We start from the raw sequence: 16,424 nt of genomic DNA, 5'->3' as shown, positions 1-16,424 counted from the left end.
CTGATGGATGGACAACGGCAGGTTGAATCGGTACAGGCATTAGCATTGGTATTACACAATGTGCGTATTGGTGTGCTGGCGCATTATAGCGGTGACAAGAATATCCTGACGTTTGATCCGCAATATCTTGCTATGCCAGAGTCCACTCGCCCGGTGTTCACCCTAAGGCAGCGGGCGCACCCGGGGTATCTGGATCAGGTTTTGATGTCATCACAGCGCCTTCCCCCCGTGTTATCCAATTTGCTGCCTGAAGGGGCGTTACGTAGCTGGTTAGCTCAAGCTTTGAAAGCGCATGCTTCTGAAGAGTTTCCTTTGATGGCATGGACAGGGGCCAACCTGCCGGGTGCACTTGAGGCTCGGGCGCTTGCGGCGAGTGAGATCCCTGCTTGGGCGTTAACGTCGCGTGGTAAACTGGAGGCCGTGCAAATCGAGGTGGGGCTGGATGCTCAAAAATTTTCTCTGGCAGGTGTGCAGATGAAGTTTTCCTCTTTACGTCAGGACGGCCGTTTCAATATTTCCTCTCAGGTGGGTTCTGATAGTTGGATTATCAAAACGCCTTCAACAGTTCATCGCAGCGTGCCTGAAAATGAGTATACGGCTATGCGATTAGCGCAGGCCATCGGTGTGGAAATCCCTGATATTGAGTTAGTTGCGTTGGATCAGTTAGATAATTTACCTGATATGCGCCTGGCAGATGAGGCTTATGCTTACGCCATCCGGCGTTTTGATCGTAGCGAACGCGGGCGAGTACACACGGAAGATTTTGCCCAAGTGTTTGAACTCTATGCGCATGATAAATATCGTGGCAAAAACTATGAGCAAATAGCGGCTTATCTTTATGACTGGGGCAGTGAACCCCTGGTTGATGTGCAACAGATGGCTCGCCGCTTATTGGCCAATATTCTGCTGGCCAATGGCGATGCCCATGTCAAAAACTGGTCAATGATTTATCCCAATCAAACCGAAGTTCGGCTCTCTCCCGCTTATGACATTGTAACCACCTTGGCTTATATTTCGCATGAATCAGAAGTAGCGCTTAATATGGCGCGGGAAAAGCGTTGGTCGATGATTTCAATGCAAACCTTCGAACATTGGGCAGAGCGCGTCGGCATTCCTTGGCCGGCTATACGGGTGCATTTACTGGATGCCATCGACAAGGCACGCACCTTATGGCCGCAGTTATTGGAAAACTTACCGATGGTGGAAGAGCATAAAACGGTATTGCGTCAGCATTGGGCGGCGTTGTCCCCAGATTTCCGACTGCATTGACGGTTTAATCTTGCTTCGCAAGATCCATTGATTGTCACCGGTGGGTAAATCAGCGAAAATGCCCGGCTATTATCTTTTATTTACCGCTTTGCCTGGCGCCGTGCGCGGCGCGTTCTGATGCTTTCGCAGGGCGGACTAACTGTAGAATCTGAAAAACATGTCTCCTAGTGAATTTGCCCGCGAAGTCTCGAAAAGAAGAACTTTCGCCATCATCTCGCACCCCGATGCCGGTAAAACGACCATTACCGAAAAGGTGCTGTTATTCGGACAGGCTATCCAGACCGCTGGTACGGTAAAGGGCCGTGGCTCAAACCAGCATGCCAAATCCGACTGGATGGAGATGGAAAAGCAGCGTGGGATCTCGATCACCACCTCGGTGATGCAGTTCCCGTATCGCGAATGTCTGGTTAACCTGCTGGACACCCCGGGACACGAAGACTTCTCCGAAGATACTTACCGTACCCTGACCGCGGTTGACTGCTGTTTGATGGTGATCGACGCCGCGAAAGGGGTTGAGGATCGTACCCGCAAGCTGATGGAAGTAACCCGTCTGCGCGATACGCCGATCCTGACCTTTATGAACAAACTGGACCGCGATATTCGCGATCCGATGGAAGTGATGGATGAAGTTGAGCGTGAGCTGAAAATCGCCTGCTCACCGATCACCTGGCCTATCGGCTGCGGCAAGCTGTTTAAAGGGGTTTATCATCTGTACAAGGATGAAACCTACCTTTATCAGACCGGTAAAGGCCACACCATTCAGGAAGTGCGTATTGTCAAAGGGTTGGACAACCCGGAGCTGGACGTCGCCGTGGGTGAAGATCTGGCTGCGCAGCTGCGTGAAGAGCTGGAGCTGGTGCAGGGTGCCTCTCATGAGTTCGATCATGAAGCTTTCCTGAGCGGTGATTTGACGCCGGTATTCTTCGGTACCGCTTTGGGTAACTTCGGTGTGGACCATATGCTCGACGGCCTGGTGGCCTGGGCACCGGCACCGATGCCGCGTAAAAGCAGCACCCGTGAAGTGGTGGCGGCGGAAGAGAAGTTCACCGGCTTTGTGTTCAAGATCCAGGCCAACATGGATCCTAAACACCGTGACCGCGTGGCCTTTATGCGTGTGGTCTCCGGCCGCTATGAGAAAGGCATGAAGCTGCGCCAGGTTCGCACCGGCAAAGACGTGGTGATCTCCGACGCCCTGACCTTTATGGCGGGTGACCGTTCGCACGTGGAAGAAGCTTACCCGGGCGATATTATTGGTCTGCACAACCACGGCACCATTCAGATCGGCGATACCTTCACCCAGGGTGAAGACATGAAGTTCACCGGTATTCCGAACTTCGCGCCGGAGCTGTTCCGTCGTATTCGCCTGCGCGATCCGCTGAAGCAAAAACAGCTGCTGAAAGGCCTGGTGCAACTGTCCGAAGAAGGGGCGGTGCAGGTATTCCGTCCGATCGCCAGCAACGATTTGATCGTCGGCGCGGTCGGTGTGCTGCAGTTCGAAGTGGTGGTTGCGCGTCTGAAAAGCGAATACAACGTGGAAGCCTTGTACGAGTCGGTCAACGTTTCGACTGCCCGTTGGGTTGAATGCAGCGACGTGAAGAAGTTTGAAGAGTTCAAGCGCAAGTGTGAGCTTAACCTGGCGTTGGACGGCGGTGACAACCTGTCTTACATCGCGCCAACCATGGTTAACCTGAACATCACCCAGGAACGCTACCCTGAAGTGGTGTTCCGCAAAACACGCGAGCACTAACAGAACAGCAGGGCGCCTTAGGGTGCCCTGCGGTCATATTGTTTCCCCCATTCTGCTAATTAATAAGTCTCCTTCATCTTTTCAGCCCCTCTGCATCCGCCAGGATTTGCTCAGCTATACCTGCGTTTTCTGCCACATGGTCTATATTTAACAGGGCATAACCGATCCGGTAAGCGTAATTCACTGCATTTTGTCATAACGGTAGCGAGTTATTCGGCACTGTTGCCAATCAGAGACAGTGTGATGCCATGTAAATCAATAACATAGCGATAACATTGATTTTACTGATTGGTATTGTCGTCAATAGGCGACAGTTTTTAGCATGAAAAGTAAGCTGTTTTTGTTTTGTTGTTGATTTTAAAGGGTGTTTTAAAATTGGCACAGCCGTTGCAATACTCCTGCTGTGACAACAATCGTTTAACGTGACTGTTTGAACGTATAGAAATCGTGAAGTATTACTGAGTGGGCCGCGTTATGGCGGCTGAAGGATCCGCAGTCATTTTGGATCCACAACCAAAGGAAGAGATCGATGAAAAATACTAAATTTGCACAATCACTGATGGCTGTTGTTTTGGGTTCCGTTCTGGTTAGTGGCAGCGCGCTGGCTGAAGAGACTATGCTCAATAAAGCGTCAAGTGCCGCTGATAGCGCGGGTGCCAAAATCGATAGCTCCATGAAAAAAGTTGACGGCTACATGGATGACAGCGCAACAACGGCTAAAGTTAAAAGTGCGCTGGTCGATGACAAAACCATCTCCAGCACCGATATCTCGGTGAAAACCGAAAAAGGCACCGTTACCCTGAGTGGTTTTGTCGGTAGCCAGGCGCAGGCCGAGCACGCGGTTGAAGTGGCCGGCAAAGTAGAAGGCGTCAAATCTGTCAGCGACAAGCTGCATGTGAAAGACGAAAGCAAACAGTCAGTGAAGGCTTATGCCGGTGATACCGCAACCACCAGCGAGCTGAAAGCCAAACTGCTGGCCGATGACATCGTGCCTTCACGCAACGTGAAAGTAGAAACCACCGACGGTGTGGTACAGCTTTCCGGTGAAGTGAAAACTCAGGCACAGGCAGAGCGTGCAGAGAGCATCGCCAAGGCTATCGATGGCGTGAAAAGCGTCAAGAACGACCTGGTCGTTAAGCCATAAATTTTTTAGTACGCGTGACAACAAGCACCAAATCCCGGGTTAGCAGAAAGGTTAACCCGGGATGCACCATCAAAAAAAGAAACTGACCTGCAATCTTGCAGCGCCCGAGAAGGGCACGGATTGCGATGCGTTTTTTCACTATGGTAAGGAGAAGCTTATGTTTCGTTGGGGCATTATCTTTTTAGTCATCGCATTGATTGCTGCGGCGTTAGGTTTTGGGACGCTGGCGGGTACCGCCGCCTGGGCAGCAAAAATCGTCTTCGTCGTGGGTATCATTCTGTTCCTGGTCAGCCTGTTTACCGGCCGCCGACGCCCTTAGCTTTTCTCTCAAAGTGTAACAAAGCTTAATTCCTTTTCTCTTAGCAGGGAGGTCAGTCATGAATAGCGACATCATCTTCGGACGCTGGAAACAGCTGAAGGGCCGGGTGTGTCAGGCATTGGCGGAGTGGTCCGACAGCGACTGCATCTGGCTGATGGGAAGTAATGACTGCCTCTCTGGTGTACTGCAAGAGGATTACGGAAGAGAGCAAGACAAGGTATCCTCGGGTAAAACGTCTCACTGAGGATGCAGGGTTGGGATACAGAATACCCATCACGCTCGGCAATATCGAACCGCTGGCGTATAAACCTTATCGGCCCGGTAAAATGGCGCTGGTATGTGAAGGGGGCGGGCAGCGCGGCATTTTTACCGCCGGCGTGCTGGACGAGTTTCAGCGTGCCCGCTTTAACCCTTTTGATCTGATGATCGGCACTTCTGCCGGCGCACAGAACCTCTCGGCTTTTATTTGTGGCCAGATGGGCTACGCGCGGCGGGTGATCACCCGTTACACCACCTCCGCTGAATTCTTTAACCCGTTGCGCTTTGTGCGCGGTGGGCATCTGATTGATCTCGACTGGCTGCTTGATACCACTTCGCAACAGGTTCCGTTGGCGATGGATGTGGCGGAAAAACAGCTGATTGATGGGCGTGAATTCCTGATGTGTGCCTGCCGCAGTGATGACTTCGAACCGACCTACCTGCCAGCGCAACGTGCAAGCTGGTTGCCGGCTCTCAAGGCTTCCAGTGCCATCCCCGGTTTTTACCGTATGGGCGTAGAACTGGACGGTGTCAGTTATCAGGATGGCGGCATCAGCGATGCGATCCCGGTTGAAGAGGCCTATCGCCGTGGCGCGGACACCATAGTGGTGATCCGTACCGTGCCGTCGCAGATGTACTACACGCCGCAGTGGATGAAGCGTATGGAGCACTGGCTGAGTGAAAGCAGCCTGCAGCAGATGGTACGCATCCTGCAACACCATGAGCAAAGCTATCACCGCATTCAGCAGTTTATTGAGAAACCGCCCGGCAAGCTGCGCATCTTCGAGATTTTCCCACCGAAGCCGTTAGCCAGTAATGCTTTGGGGAGTCGCGTCACGTCGCTCAATCAGGACTATCACCTGGGCCGTAAGTGTGGGCGTTACTTCCTGGCGACCGTCGGCCACTGGCTGGTAGAGCAGGACAAACTGGACGGCATGAAGGTGAAGAAGGCGCTATCACGGCGTTTGATCCAGCCGGAAAACGTCATCATGCCTTCACCGATCATTACCGATATCAGTCACCCGCGCGATCTTGCCACCCAGACGGAAGCCAAACTGGCTGCGATGGAGATTATCTTGCCGGGTGATATACCGCCGGGTGAGGGTGGCCTGCTGTGATGCACGATTTCACCGACACCCACTGCCATTTTGATTTCCCACCGTTTAGCGGACATGAGAGCGAAAGTCTGGCGTTGGCCGAACAGGCGGGTGTGCGACGGATTATCGTGCCGACGGTGACCGCCGATCGCTTTGTGCGGGTGTTGAAGCTGGCGCGCGAATATCCGCCACTGTTTGCCGCTCTGGGGCTGCACCCGCTGTATATTGCCGGGCACCATGAACCTGAGCTGGAGCAGTTGGCGGCGTTTCTTGCCAGCCGACCGCCGAAGCTGGTGGCGGTCGGGGAGATCGGCCTTGATCTGTATATGGAAAACCCGCAGTTTGAGCGGCAGCAGCGGGTGTTAAACGCCCAGTTGAAGCTGGCCAAGCAATACGACCTGCCGGTGATTTTGCATTCCCGCCGCAGCCACGATCAGTTGGCGGCGATGCTGCGTCGTGCCGAGGTGCCGCGCCGTGGCGTGGTGCACGGCTTTGCCGGTAGCCTTTCCCAGGCGCAGGCGTTTATTCGCCTGGGGTATTACATCGGTGTCGGTGGCACCATCAGCTATGAGCGGGCGCAGAAAACCCGTAATGTGATGGCCCAGTTACCACTGACTTCGTTGCTGCTGGAAACCGATGCGCCTGACATGCCGCTGGCAGGTTATCAGGGGCAAGCCAACCGCCCCGAGCGTGCCGTTGAAGTGTTCCATACGCTGTGCCAACTGCGCTCTGAATCCCCGGATGATATTGCCGCCCATCTGCAACACAACACTCACGCCTTGTTTACCCTCGAAGGTTAAATGTCGCAATAAGTGTGACTTGCGTCACGTTATAAGATTTTCATTTGCTTCCTGTTGTATATATTTGTGACATAAATCGGTGCGGGTGCTGCCCCGCTCCGTATAATCGCACTCCGAAATCACTCATAAGCAACCCTCGCGGCACAACCGGATAGGGCTGCATTTCTTTTTCGCAACAGGGATACTTTGCATGCAACTCATCATGAGCCTGGTCGGCATGGCGGCGCTGATCGCCATTGCCGTGCTGCTTTCCAGCAACCGCCGTGCGATCAGGTTTCGCACCGTTGGCTGGGCATTCGTTCTTCAGGTAGCCATCGGCGCGCTGGTGCTGTATGTCCCGGTTGGCCGCAGCATTCTCGGTGGCATGTCGGCCGGTGTGGCGAACGTGATCGCCTACGGTAATCAGGGGATTTCATTTATCTTCGGCGGTCTGGTATCCGACAAGATGTTTGAAGTTTTCGGCGGCGGCGGCTTCGTTTTTGCGCTGCGCGTCCTGCCGGTGATCGTGTTCTTCTCCTCATTGATTGCCGTGCTTTATTACCTCGGCATCATGCAACTGGTGATCCGCGTGCTGGGCGGCGGTGTGCAAAAGCTGTTGGGCACCTCGCGTACTGAATCCCTGTCGGCTACCGCCAATATCTTCGTGGGCCAGACCGAAGCCCCACTGGTGGTGCGTCCGTATATCGCTACCATGACCCAGTCTGAACTGTTCACCGTTATGTGTGGCGGCCTGGCCTCGGTGGCCGGTTCGGTGCTGGCGGGCTATGCCCAGATGGGCGTACCGCTGGAATACCTGATTGCCGCTTCATTCATGGCTGCGCCGGGTGGCTTGCTGTTTGCCAAGCTGATGGTGCCGGAAACTGAAAAAACCCACGATAAAGACGATGCGACGAAGCTGATCGCGGAAGAAGATCGCCCGGCTAACGTGATCGATGCGGCGGCTTCAGGCGCGGCTTCCGGTATGCAGTTGGCGTTGAACGTGGGCGCGATGTTGCTGGCGTTTATCGCATTGATCGCCCTGTTGAACGGTATCCTCGGGGGTATCGGCGGCTGGTTCGACTTCCCGCAACTGTCACTGGAATTGATACTCGGCTGGGTATTCTCACCGATAGCCTTCCTGATCGGGGTGCCTTGGCATGAAGCGATGACCGCCGGTTCGTTTATCGGCCAGAAAATTATCGTGAATGAATTTGTTGCCTACATGAACTTCGGTGCCTATCTGCGTCCGGATGACGTGGTTGCGGCAGACGGGTTGCAGGTGTTGTCGGCGCATACCAAGGCGATCATCTCCTTTGCCCTGTGCGGCTTTGCCAACCTGTCATCGGTGGCGATCCTGCTCGGCGGCCTGGGCAGCATGGCACCGAACCGTCGTCACGACATCGCACGCTTCGGTCTGAAAGCCGTAGCGGCGGGCACGCTCTCCAACCTGATGAGCGCGACCATCGCCGGGTTCTTCCTGGCGCTGTAAGCCTGAGGCTGTCCTGTAGAGGGCAACAGGCTCTATTGCAGGACACCGCCTATACTTCTAACACGGGCACAGAATGCTGTGCCCGCTGTCTTTGCCCGTTTCTTTAGCGAATTTGTGAACGATATCGCGTTATTTTGTGATGCTCTTCACATATAATTCCGGTCTGTTACAGTGTTATTTCATATAGTGTGACTGCGAGTGCGAATTGCCTCAGGCGATCGTGTTCAAATAGCTATTACTGACCCTGCGCAAGGCGCAGCGTCATGTGCGGTGAGAAGGATCTCAGTTGCCGATGAGGGAACCCGTTCCCCAGCGCTATCTTCAAGGAACCAAGTCCGCTCGCCAACACCCAGGTACTCAGTTGGAGAGTTTTATGACCGAATTAACCGCAGCAGCGCAACGTGCGCTGACCCTAATGGATTTAACCACGCTGAACGATGATGACACCGATGAGAAAGTGATCGCGCTGTGTCGTCAGGCGAACAGCCCGGCCGGCCATACCGCGGCCATCTGCATTTATCCGCGCTTTATCCCGGCGGCGCGCAAGGCCCTGCGTGAGCAGGGGACGCCAGACATCCGCATTGCGACCGTCACCAACTTCCCGCATGGCAACGATGATATTGAGATTGCGCTGGCGGAAACGCGTGCAGCTATCGCTTACGGTGCCGATGAAGTGGACGTGGTATTCCCTTACCGCGCGCTGATCGCCGGTAATGAGCAGGTCGGTTTTGAACTGGTAAAACAGTGCAAGCAGGCCTGCCTGGCCGCCAACGTGCTGCTGAAAGTGATCATCGAAAGCGGTGAGCTGAAGCAGGCCAATCTGATCCGCAAGGCGTCGGAAATTGCCATCAAGGCCGGCGCGGACTTTATCAAGACCTCAACCGGTAAAGTGCCGGTCAACGCGACGCTGGAAAGCGCCGAGCTGATGATGTCGGTGATCCGCGATCTGGGCGTCGCCAAAACGGTGGGCTTTAAGCCGGCCGGCGGTGTGCGTACGGCAGAAGATGCACTGCATTACCTGCAACTTGCCGATCGTATTCTGGGTGAGGGCTGGGCCGATGCACGTCATTTCCGCTTCGGGGCTTCCAGTCTGTTAGCCAGCCTGTTGGCGACGCTGGGCCACAGTGCCGAGACGTCCGGCAACGGTTACTGATCTATTCCGTCGGTAAGGCGCGAAATGGTGCCTGCCCGTACTCTACATTAGCTAAAACAGGGGGACGCCTTGTTCCTGGCACAAGAAATTATTCGTAAAAAACGTGACGGTCAGCCGTTGAGCGAAGCGGAAATCCGCTTTTTCATCAATGGGATCCGTGACAATGTGGTTTCCGAAGGTCAGATCGCGGCATTAGCGATGACCATTTATTTCCACGATATGACCATGCCGGAGCGCGTGGCGCTCACCATGGCGATGCGTGATTCCGGTACCGTGCTGGACTGGAAAAGCCTGTCACTGAACGGACCGCTGGTCGACAAACATTCTACCGGCGGCGTGGGCGATGTGACTTCGCTGATGCTCGGCCCGATGGTGGCGGCTTGCGGTGGCTATGTGCCGATGATTTCCGGCCGTGGCCTGGGGCATACCGGCGGTACGCTGGACAAGCTGGAGGCGATCCCGGGCTTTAATATTTTCCCGGACGACAATGCCTTCCGTAAGATTATTCAGGACGTGGGCGTGGCGATTATCGGCCAGACCAGTTCGCTGGCCCCGGCTGACAAGCGTTTCTACGCTACCCGCGATATCACCGCCACCGTGGATTCTATCCCGCTGATCACCGCCTCTATTCTGGCGAAGAAGCTGGCAGAAGGGCTGGATGCCTTGGTGATGGACGTTAAAGTCGGTTCCGGTGCCTTTATGCCAACCTACGCGTTGTCGGCCGATCTGGCGCAGGCGATTGTTGGTGTGGCGAACGGCGCAGGCTGCAAAACCACCGCGCTGCTGACGGACATGAACCAGGTGCTGGCTTCCAGCGCCGGTAACGCGGTCGAAGTTCGCGAAGCGGTACGTTTCCTGACTGGCGAATACCGTAACCCGCGCCTGCTGGAAGTAACGATGGCACTGTGCGTGGAAATGCTGCTTTCCGGCGGCCTGGCGAAAGATGACGCCGATGCGCGTGCCAAACTGCAGGCGGTGCTGGACAATGGTAAAGCGGCGGAAGTGTTTGGTCGCATGGTGGCGGCGCAACAGGGCCCGACCGATTTCGTCGAGCGCTATGACAGCTACCTGCCTGCCGCAACCCTGAGCAAACCGGTTTACGCCGAAAAACAGGGTATCATCAGCGCCATGGATACCCGTGCGCTGGGCATGGCGGTGGTATCGCTGGGCGGTGGTCGTCGTCGCGCGACCGATAATATCGATTACAGCGTCGGCCTGACCGGCATGGCGCGCCTGGGTGACAAAGTGGATACCCAGCAACCGCTGGCGGTGATCCACGCCAACGACGAAGAAAGCTGGCAGCAGGCGGCCGAAGCGGTACGCAGTGCAATGGTGCTGAGTGACAAAGCGCCGGAAGTGACGCCAGTGGTCTATAAGCGCATCACAGAATAGGCTGTGTCCTTACAACATTGATATACCCTATGAATTTCAAGTTGCAGCTAGGCGGCTAGCGTGTAAATCCCAGGAGCTTACTTAAGTAAGTGACTGGGGTTTACACGTGAAGCTAACAACGCTGCGGCTTGAAAGGCGACGGGTATACAGGAGATAAGCATGAAACGTACATTCATTATGGTATTAGACTCATTCGGTATTGGCGCAAGCGAAGATGCCGAAAAATTTGGCGATCAGGGTTCCGATACGCTGGGGCACATTGCCGAGGTTTGCGCGCGCGGTGAAGCCAACGTTGGCCGTCAGGGCCCGTTGACTCTGCCTAACCTGAGCCGTCTGGGCCTGGGCAAAGCGGCGGAAGAGTCCACCGGTACCTTCCCGCAAGGGCTGGATCGCGATGCGGACATCATTGGTGCCTATGCTCACGCCAGCGAACTTTCTTCCGGTAAAGATACGCCGTCAGGCCACTGGGAAATTGCCGGTGTGCCGGTCCTGTTCGACTGGGGCTACTTCAGCGACGAACATAACAGCTTCCCGCAGGAACTGCTGGACAAACTGGTTGAGCGCGCCAACCTGCCGGGTTACCTCGGCAACTGCCACTCTTCCGGGACGGTGATCCTCGACCAGTTGGGCGAAGAGCACATGAAAACCGGCAAACCGATTTTCTATACCTCTGCCGACTCGGTATTCCAGATCGCCTGTCACGAAGAGACCTTCGGCCTGGAACGCCTGTATGAGCTGTGTGAAATCGCCCGCGAAGAGTTGACCGAAGGCGGTTATAACATTGGTCGCGTGATCGCGCGTCCATTCCTGGGCGACAAGCCGGGCAACTTCCAGCGTACCGGCAACCGTCACGACCTGGCTGTAGAGCCACCGGCGCCAACCGTGCTGAAAAAGCTGGTGGACGAGAAGGGCGGTGAAGTGGTGTCGATCGGTAAAATCGCCGACATCTACGCCAACGTGGGTATCACCAAAAAGGTCAAGGCTACCGGTATCGACGCGCTCTTCGACGCCACCCTGATCGAAATGGAAAAAGCCGGCGACAACACTATTGTGTTCACCAACTTCGTTGATTTTGACTCCTCTTACGGTCACCGCCGTGACGTGGCAGGCTATGCTGCCGCACTGGAGCTGTTCGACCGCCGCCTGCCGGAACTGCTGAAACTGGTTAAAGATGAAGACATCATTATCTTCACCGCTGACCACGGCTGTGACCCAACCTGGCCGGGTACCGACCACACCCGCGAACACATCCCGGTATTGGTTTACGGCCCGAAAGTGAAACCGGGCTCGCTGGGCCATCGTGAAACTTTCGCCGACATCGGCCAGACGATCGCCAGTTACTTTGGTGTGTCGCCGATGGATTACGGCAAATCGATGTTCTAAGCCCCGTCTTTCAAGCTGCAGCGTTGTTAGCTTCGCGAGCAAACCCCAGTCACTTACTCAAGTAAGCTCCTGGGGATTCACTCGCTAGCTGCCTAGCTGCAACTCGAAATCCAATGGCTTAGATGTTTGGCGTTTTTATTAAATACTTAAATACGATTTCTAAAGGAAGACAATTATGGCTACGCCGCATATTAATGCTGAAATGGGTGATTTCGCTGACGTAGTACTGATGCCGGGCGATCCGCTGCGTGCAAAATACATCGCGGAAACTTTCCTGGAAGGCGCGGTGGAAGTGAACAACGTGCGTGGCATGCTGGGCTTCACCGGGACTTACAAAGGCCGCAAAATCTCCGTAATGGGCCACGGTATGGGTATCCCGTCCTGCTCCATTTATGCGCGTGAACTGATTGCCGAATTCGGCGTGAAGAAAATCATCCGCGTGGGCTCCTGTGGCGCGGTGCGTGACGATGTCAAACTGCGTGACGTGGTGATCGGTATGGGTGCTTGCACCGATTCCAAAGTGAACCGCATGCGTTTCAAGGACCATGACTATGCGGCTATCGCCGACTTTGACATGGTGCGTAACGCGGTAGACGCAGCGGCAGCGCAGGGTATCCCGGCGCGTGTAGGCAACATCTTCTCCGCTGACCTGTTCTACACGCCAGATCCAGACATGTTCCAGGTAATGAAGAAGTACGGCATTCTGGGTGTGGAAATGGAAGCGGCCGGTATCTACGGCGTGGCGGCAGAGCTGTACGAAGAGTTTGGCTGTAAGGCACTGACCATTTGTACCGTTTCTGACCACATTCTGCGTCACGAAGCGACCACCGCAGCAGAGCGTCAAACCACCTTTAACGAAATGATCGTTATCGCGCTGGAATCCGTGCTGTTGGGCGACAAAGAGTAATATCCAGCGGGCGCAGCAGCTTGCTGCGCCCCTGTACCTATCTATTCACTAATCTATTCATTTCAGCAAAATAAAAGCCAGTTTTTATTTTTGATTCAGCCAGTTGAATGATATTCAATCTATTCAATATTCATTCATCAGCATGTGATCATCAGATTTTCTTCTCTTCTTCTTTGTTCTCTTGCGGTCGATCGTCATCATCGTCATTTTCTACCGTGTTACCTTCTTCCAATGGCGTATTGGCGGTCAGCAGATACGGTGATTGTTGCCAGCGGCTGCGGCGGTGTTGCAGTAGCGTGCGCGCCAGAATAATACCTATGGCCAGAGCCAGCAGGATCATCAGGCGCAGCAGGTTGGTGGTGTTGTCCACCTGTTTGGATTCGGTCGCCAGCACGTGGGTGTCCAGCGTGATGCGGATAAAGCCGATTGGGCCGTCTTTGCCCTGAATGGACTCGACCAGCTGATGATTGAAGTAGCTGCCTGCGCGTTTACCGTCGAGCGACAAACGATCGCGTATACTTATCTGTTCACCGGCATGGGAAACTAACGTGCCGTCAAGCTGATAGACGCTGGCGTCCAGAATGCGACTGCCCGCGGTGAGCTGTTTGAGGATGGCGTCGATGCGCTGGTTATCGACGTCGCTGTCGTCGTCCATTAGCGGTGCCAGGCTGGAGGCCACCTGTTTGGTCAGCGTTTGCGCCAGTTCTTCCACCTGTTCGGATCGCGCCAGTTGATGACTCAGGCTAAAATAGGACGCACCCTGCATCAGCAGCACCAGCAAAGCCAGGCAAATCAGGATAATAGCGGTGCGGTGCAGGCGAAATTTCAGTTTAGCGCGAGCCATGCAGGTTCCTTGGGCATCTTCGAGACTTTATGTTGCCAGAAGCAATGGCGATAGGATAGCTTGATGCGTCGTTTTATCATGCAGTGTTTTTTCAGGAGTTAAGGATGTCGAATAGTCTGACCTATTGCGATCTCCCGGCAGAGATCTCTCAATGGCCGGGTCTTCCCCTTTCGCTGAGCGGTGACGAAGTGATGCCGCTGGATTATCGGGCGGGTCATACCGGTTGGCTATTATATGGCAGAGAACTGAACAAAACGCGCATTACCGATTTCCAGCGCAAGCTGGGTGCGGCGATGGTGATTGTTACTGCCTGGTGCGTCGAAGATTATCAGGTGGTGCGTCTGGCAGGCACCCTGACGGCGCGTGCCAAGCTGTTGGCGGCAGAGGGCGGGCTGGATGTAGCACCGCTCGGCAAGATCCCCCATCTGCGCACCCCCGGGCTGCTGGTGATGGATATGGACTCTACCGCGATTGAGATTGAATGCATCGACGAGATCGCCAAACTGGCGGGCGTCGGTGAACAGGTGTCTGAAGTCACTGAACGTGCGATGCGCGGCGAACTGGACTTTACCGCCAGCCTGCGCCAGCGCGTCGGCACGCTGAAAGGTGCCGATGCCAATATCCTCAAGCAGGTGCGCGATGAGTTGCCGCTGATGCCTGGGTTGATCAACCTGGTGCGCAAGCTGCAGGCGATGGACTGGCACGTGGCGATCGCGTCCGGCGGTTTCACCTATTATGCCGAGTACCTGCGTGACAAATTGAAGCTGGTGGCGGTGGCGGCCAACGAACTGGAAATCCGCGACGGCAAACTGACCGGTGAAGTGCTGGGGTCAATAGTCGACGCACAGTTCAAGGCCGATACGCTGGTTGCTCTGGCGGAAAAGCTGGGTATTCCGCCGCAGCAAACCGTGGCCATCGGCGACGGTGCCAACGATTTGAAAATGATGCAGGTTGCCGGGTTGGGCATTGCCTATCACGCCAAACCGAAAGTCTATGAGAAGGCGCAGGTGTCGATTCGTCATGCTGACCTGATTGGCGTGCTGTGTGTACTGACCGGCAGCCTGAAACACGAAGTTCGCTAAACCCTTCATACTTGAAGCTGTCTCTGTGTTGGCTGCATTTGCTCACCCCAGTCACTTACCTAAGTAAGCTCCTGGGGACTCACAAACTTGCCGCCTTGATGCAGCTCCAATTATTTAGGGTATAAACAAAAGATTGAGGTAATACGTGGCAAAAGCAGCAAAACGGGCGTTTGTATGTAATGAGTGCGGGGCCGATTATCCGCGCTGGCAGGGGCAGTGCAGCGCTTGCCACGCCTGGAACAGCATTACAGAAGTGCGCCTGGCTGCGGTGTCTTCCTCCTCTCGCAATGAGCGTCTTAGCGGCTACGCCGGTGATGCCGGTATCAGCAAGGTGCAAAAGCTGTCGGACATCAGTCTGGACGAGCTGCCGCGTTTCTCCACCGGTTTCCTTGAGTTTGACCGGGTGCTGGGCGGTGGGGTGGTGCCGGGCAGTGCGATCCTGATCGGTGGTAACCCTGGCGCCGGCAAGAGTACGCTGTTGCTGCAGGTGCTGTGCAAGCTGTCCGAGCAGATGAAAACCCTGTACGTCACCGGTGAGGAATCACTGCAACAGGTGGCGATGCGCGCCCACCGCCTCGGTTTGCCAACCGGTGGCCTGAATATGCTGTCGGAAACCAGTATCGAGCAGATCTGCCTGATTGCCGAGCAGGAGCAGCCGAAACTGATGGTGATCGACTCCATCCAGGTGATGCACATGGCGGATATTCAGTCTTCGCCGGGCAGCGTGGCGCAGGTGCGTGAAACCGCCGCCTATCTGACACGCTTCGCCAAGACGCGCGGCGTAGCGATTGTGATGGTGGGACACGTCACCAAAGACGGCTCGCTGGCCGGGCCGAAAGTTTTGGAACACTGTATCGACTGCTCGGTGCTGCTGGACGGCGACGCCGATTCGCGTTTTCGTACCCTGCGCAGCCACAAAAACCGCTTTGGTGCGGTGAATGAATTGGGCGTTTTCGCCATGACTGAGCAGGGCCTGCGCGAGGTCAGCAACCCGTCGGCCATCTTCCTCAGCCGTGGCGATGAAGTGACCTCCGGCAGTTCGGTGATGGTGGTCTGGGAAGGCACGCGGCCGTTGCTGGTGGAGATCCAGGCGCTGGTGGATCATTCGATGATGTCCAACCCGCGCCGGGTGGCCGTTGGCCTGGAACAAAACCGGTTGGCGATCCTGCTGGCGGTGCTGCACCGTCACGGCGGGCTGCAGATGTCCGATCAGGACGTGTTCGTCAACGTGGTTGGCGGGGTGAAAGTCAGTGAAACCAGCGCCGATCTGGCACTATTGATGTCACTGGTGTCCAGCCTGCGCGATCGCCCGCTGCCAAACGATTTGGTGGTGTTTGGCGAAGTGGGGCTGGCGGGGGAGATCCGCCCGGTGCCCAGCGGTCAGGAGCGTATTTCCGAAGCGGCGAAACACGGTTTCAAGCGAGCCATCGTGCCGCATGCCAACGTACCGAAAAAACCACCGGCCAATATGCAGGTGTTCGGTGTGAAGAAATTGGCAGACGCGCTGGATGTCCTGGAGCAGTTTTATTAATTGCCATGCGGTGTGCAGATTATGCTATTT

General features: G+C 55.3%; 15 protein-coding genes. 14 read left to right on the top strand and 1 reads right to left on the bottom strand.

Going from position 1 to position 16,424, the window contains the following annotated elements:
* The first annotated feature begins 3 nt into the window (after window positions 1–3).
* The 12 genes from BEI65_RS09830 to deoD all read left to right on the top strand — a co-directional run bounded on the left by BEI65_RS09830 (window position 4) and on the right by deoD (window position 12,937).
* On the top strand, window positions 4–1,269 hold the full coding sequence (locus BEI65_RS09830) for a type II toxin-antitoxin system HipA family toxin (protein WP_099063160.1): 1,266 nt from the start codon (window positions 4–6) through the stop codon (window positions 1,267–1,269).
* Window positions 1,270–1,426: 157 nt separating this feature from the next.
* On the top strand, window positions 1,427–3,016 hold the full coding sequence (gene prfC / locus BEI65_RS09825) for a peptide chain release factor 3 (protein WP_099063159.1): 1,590 nt from the start codon (window positions 1,427–1,429) through the stop codon (window positions 3,014–3,016).
* Window positions 3,017–3,545: 529 nt separating this feature from the next.
* Window positions 3,546–4,160 (top strand): molecular chaperone OsmY, encoded by a 615-nt coding sequence (osmY, locus tag BEI65_RS09820; protein ID WP_099063158.1) that lies wholly within the window; start codon window positions 3,546–3,548, stop codon window positions 4,158–4,160.
* A gap of 157 nt (window positions 4,161–4,317) precedes the next feature.
* Entirely contained in the window at window positions 4,318–4,479 is a 162-nt protein-coding gene (locus tag BEI65_RS09815) for a DUF1328 domain-containing protein (RefSeq protein WP_004955572.1), read from the top strand.
* Between the two features lie 58 nt (window positions 4,480–4,537).
* On the top strand, window positions 4,538–4,723 hold the full coding sequence (locus BEI65_RS09810; protein ID WP_099063157.1) for a stress-response protein: 186 nt from the start codon (window positions 4,538–4,540) through the stop codon (window positions 4,721–4,723).
* A gap of 10 nt (window positions 4,724–4,733) precedes the next feature.
* Window positions 4,734–5,855, top strand: a complete 1,122-nt coding sequence (locus BEI65_RS09805; RefSeq protein ID WP_099063156.1) for a patatin family protein — start codon at window positions 4,734–4,736, stop codon at window positions 5,853–5,855.
* Window positions 5,852–6,634, top strand: coding sequence for a TatD family hydrolase (locus BEI65_RS09800; protein WP_198404425.1), 783 nt, complete (start codon window positions 5,852–5,854; stop codon window positions 6,632–6,634). Before BEI65_RS09805 ends, BEI65_RS09800 begins: the two co-directional genes overlap by 4 nt.
* A 190-nt stretch (window positions 6,635–6,824) precedes the next feature.
* Window positions 6,825–8,102: a NupC/NupG family nucleoside CNT transporter gene (locus BEI65_RS09795; RefSeq protein WP_099063154.1), complete on the top strand. Its 1,278-nt coding sequence runs from the start codon at window positions 6,825–6,827 to the stop codon at window positions 8,100–8,102.
* 373 nt (window positions 8,103–8,475) lie between these two features.
* Entirely contained in the window at window positions 8,476–9,255 is a 780-nt protein-coding gene (deoC, locus tag BEI65_RS09790) for a deoxyribose-phosphate aldolase (RefSeq protein ID WP_099063153.1), read from the top strand.
* Between the two features lie 69 nt (window positions 9,256–9,324).
* Window positions 9,325–10,647, top strand: coding sequence for a thymidine phosphorylase (gene deoA / locus BEI65_RS09785; protein ID WP_099063152.1), 1,323 nt, complete (start codon window positions 9,325–9,327; stop codon window positions 10,645–10,647).
* A 159-nt stretch (window positions 10,648–10,806) separates the two neighbouring features.
* Entirely contained in the window at window positions 10,807–12,030 is a 1,224-nt protein-coding gene (gene deoB / locus BEI65_RS09780) for a phosphopentomutase (protein WP_099063151.1), read from the top strand.
* 175 nt (window positions 12,031–12,205) lie between these two features.
* Window positions 12,206–12,937, top strand: a complete 732-nt coding sequence (gene deoD / locus BEI65_RS09775; protein WP_012005116.1) for a purine-nucleoside phosphorylase — start codon at window positions 12,206–12,208, stop codon at window positions 12,935–12,937.
* Between the two features lie 151 nt (window positions 12,938–13,088).
* Here deoD and BEI65_RS09770 read toward each other — a convergent pair whose 3' ends face one another.
* Entirely contained in the window at window positions 13,089–13,781 is a 693-nt protein-coding gene (locus BEI65_RS09770) for a YtjB family periplasmic protein (RefSeq protein WP_099063150.1), read from the bottom strand.
* A gap of 104 nt (window positions 13,782–13,885) precedes the next feature.
* On the opposite strand from BEI65_RS09770, the gene serB reads away from it, so the two are divergent.
* Window positions 13,886–14,863 (top strand): phosphoserine phosphatase, encoded by a 978-nt coding sequence (gene serB / locus BEI65_RS09765; protein WP_085120140.1) that lies wholly within the window; start codon window positions 13,886–13,888, stop codon window positions 14,861–14,863.
* A gap of 145 nt (window positions 14,864–15,008) precedes the next feature.
* Window positions 15,009–16,394 (top strand): DNA repair protein RadA, encoded by a 1,386-nt coding sequence (radA, locus tag BEI65_RS09760; RefSeq protein WP_012005120.1) that lies wholly within the window; start codon window positions 15,009–15,011, stop codon window positions 16,392–16,394.
* Window positions 16,395–16,424 lie beyond the last annotated feature (30 nt).

It is taken from the genome of Serratia sp. BW106 (assembly GCF_002607755.1).
GTDB classification, from domain to species: domain Bacteria; phylum Pseudomonadota; class Gammaproteobacteria; order Enterobacterales; family Enterobacteriaceae; genus Serratia; species Serratia proteamaculans.
Note: the sequence above shows the minus strand (reverse complement) of the source record. Positions and strands in the feature narration are given on the sequence as shown.